This is a genomic window from Kitasatospora sp. NPDC056273 (assembly GCF_042268845.1).
GTDB lineage: Bacteria > Actinomycetota > Actinomycetes > Streptomycetales > Streptomycetaceae > Kitasatospora.
Genome location: NZ_JBHJSJ010000038.1, coordinates 1 through 2,801, shown reverse-complemented (window position 1 = coordinate 2,801; position 2,801 = coordinate 1). Strand labels below are relative to the sequence as shown.

2 protein-coding genes are annotated in these 2,801 nt (G+C 71.0%); one reads left to right on the top strand and one right to left on the bottom strand.

The features are described from left to right. Nucleotides 1-128 precede the first annotated feature (128 nt). Complete coding sequence (locus ACFCY1_RS28000; RefSeq protein ID WP_074005442.1) at nt 129-1,409, bottom strand: extracellular solute-binding protein; 1,281 nt, start codon at nt 1,407-1,409, stop codon at nt 129-131. Between the two features lie 325 nt (nt 1,410-1,734). Between ACFCY1_RS28000 and ACFCY1_RS27995 the strand changes: the two genes are divergently transcribed. Then, nucleotides 1,735-2,682 carry an ROK family protein gene (locus ACFCY1_RS27995; protein ID WP_049655186.1) on the top strand — a complete coding sequence of 316 codons (948 nt, stop codon included), beginning with the start codon at nt 1,735-1,737 and terminating at the stop codon, nt 2,680-2,682. The last annotated feature ends 119 nt before the right edge of the window (nt 2,683-2,801 follow it).

Here is a 2,801-nt window from a genome sequence, read left to right as displayed (position 1 = left end):
CAACACCAAAAATCTCGTCGCCCGCTAATTTTTTTTAAAACACACCCCCCCCCCAACGCCCTCCCCAATCACGCTGCCCTGAGCCCCGTCGGGGCCGGGGCGAACCACGCCCCGGCCCCGACGACCTGCTACTTGCGGACCTTCACCGCTTCCTTCACCGCCGCGTCCTGCAGTCCTTCGAGCACCTGCTTCGGGTCCCCCGTCACGGCCTGCCCGATCCCGGCCTTGATCCGGTTGCTGACCTCGCCCCAGGCCGGGTCCCCGAACGGGTAGAAGCTCGCGTTGCTGAGCCCGACCGCGAACTGCTTGAGGTCCTCGTGCTTGGGGTCGGACGACATCTGGGCGAACGCGTCCTGGGTGACCGGCAGCAGGTTGTACTGCTCGTCGAACTTCAGCTGGTTGTCCTTGCCGTAGACGAACGCCAGGAACTTCTTGATCTCGTTCTTGTGCCCGTTCGCCTTCAGCGCCATCATCCAGTCCGCGACCCCGAGGCTCCCGGTCCGTCCGACGCCGTCCTTCTTCGGGATCGGCGCCGTGCCGAACTCGATCTTCCCGGCGGTCGCCATCCGCAGCAGGGTCGGGTGCCCGTTCAGCATCGCGACCTTCCCGGCGGCGAAGTCCTGGAACACCGGGGTGCGGTTCATCTTGCCCGGGTCCGGGTACGTCAGCCCGGTGGCCACCAGGTTGCTCTTCAGCCAGCCGAAGGTGGCCTGGTTCTGGGCGCTGTCGATGGTGTAGTTGCCGACGTCGTCGGAGATGCTGCCGCCGCCGCTCAGCGTCCACAGCATCGACTCGGCCGGTGCCTCCTCCGGCCCCAGCGGCAGCCCGTACGGGGTCACCCCCGGCACCTTGGCCTTGATCTTCTCGGCGTCCTGCCGCAGCTCGTTCCAGGTGGCGGGCGGCTGGGTGATGCCGGCCTGCCGGAAGACCGCCTTGTTGTAGAAGAGCACCCGCGAGGAGGAGACGAACGGGATCCCGTACTGCGTCCCGACCACCTGCCCGGCGTGCGCGAAGGTGTCCAGGAACCTGGCCTGGGTGTCCACCGAGAGCACGTCGGAGGCCGGGTACAGCCGGTCCGCCGCGACCTGGTCCGCGAAGCCGCCGGTCTGGAGCAGGTCCGGCGACTTGCCGGCCGCGATCATGTCCTCGACCTTCTTGCCGATCTCGGTCCAGCTGTCCACCTCGACGCTGACCTTGATCCCGGGGTTGGCCGCCTCGAAGTCCCTGGCGACCGCGTCCCAGTAGTGCTGGGAGCTGGTCTCGGGGCTCTCCCCGTAGTCGGCGGCGACCAGTCTGAGGGTGACCGGCCCGTCGTCCTGCCCGCCGCAGGCACTGACCGCGGTGAGGACCAGTGCTCCGGCCAGCGCACCGCCGAGCACACGGGTGGGAACGTGGACGCGCCTGTTCAACGCGGGTACCGCCTTCGGGGGGATGGAACGGGGGGTGAACGCAGCCGGAACGGGGGAATCCGGCAGGGGGACGCGCAACACTCCCAAACCCGTCGACCACCGGTCCACACCACCGCCCGGCGCCGCCCCAGTAGTTATCGAAGTGCTCGGCGTCATTGCACAATGCGCAACAAAACCCCCACTCACCCCGGTCCGCACCCGCCCCGCACCCCGGCGCAAAGCCGCGCACACCCCCGCAGCTGCGACAAAGCTCACCCAGTATGGACCAGACCAATCCGACAACTGGACTAGACCTCTTCTACCCGCCCAAGGGAAACTGTCCTCCGTGAAGCACGTCATCGCACTCGATGTAGGCGGCACCGGCATGAAGGCCGCGCTGCTCGCCCAGGACGGCTCCGTGCTGTTCGAGGCACGCCGACCGACCGGGCGGGAGCACGGCACGGACGCCGTCGTCGCCGCCATCCTCGACTTCGCCACCGACCTGGCGGACGAGGGCCGCAGCCGTTTCGGCGTCGCCCCGCTCGCGGCCGGTGTCGCCGTCCCGGGCACGATCGACGAGAAGAACGGCATCGCGGTCTTCTCCGCCAACCTCGGCTGGCGCGAGCTCCCGCTGCGCAAGCTCCTCGGCGAGCGCCTGGCCGGACCGGACGGCGGCGCGATGCCGGTGGCCCTCGGCCACGACGTGCGCTCCGGCGGCCTGGCCGAGGGCCGGCTCGGAGCCGGCCGCGGCGTCGACCGCTTCCTGTTCATCGCCCTCGGCACCGGCATCGCCGGCGCCATCGGCATCGACGGCCGGATCGAGGCCGGCGCGCACGGCTACGGCGGCGAGATCGGCCACGTCGTGGTCCGCCCGGGCGGACCGCAGTGCGGCTGCGGCGCCCGCGGCTGCCTGGAGACGCTGGCCTCGGCCTCCGCCGTCTCCCGCGCCTGGGCCGAGACCAGCGGCGACCCCGACGCCGACGCGGCATCCTGCGCCGCCGCGGTGGACGCCGGGGACGACCGCGCCCTCGCGGTCTGGCAGCGCGCCGTCGACGCCCTGGCGGACGGCATCGTGCTGGCCCAGAGCCTGCTCGACCCGTCCACGGTGATCGTCGGCGGCGGGCTGGCCGAGGCCGGCGACACGCTCTTCACTCCGCTGCGCGCGGCGGTCACCGGGCGACTGACCTTCCAGATGCCCCCGAAGGTCGTACCCGCCATGCTCAAAGACACCGCCGCGTCCCTGGGCGCGGGCCTGCTCGCCTGGGATCTGCTCTCCATGGAGGTGACCGCGTGACCACCGCGGACCGTGACCGTACTGCCCTGGCCGGTGCCCGGCTGGTCCTGCCCGGCGGCGTCGTCGAGGGCGACCGCCTCGCCGTCGAGGGCGAGCGCATCGCCGGCCTCGGCGGCGAC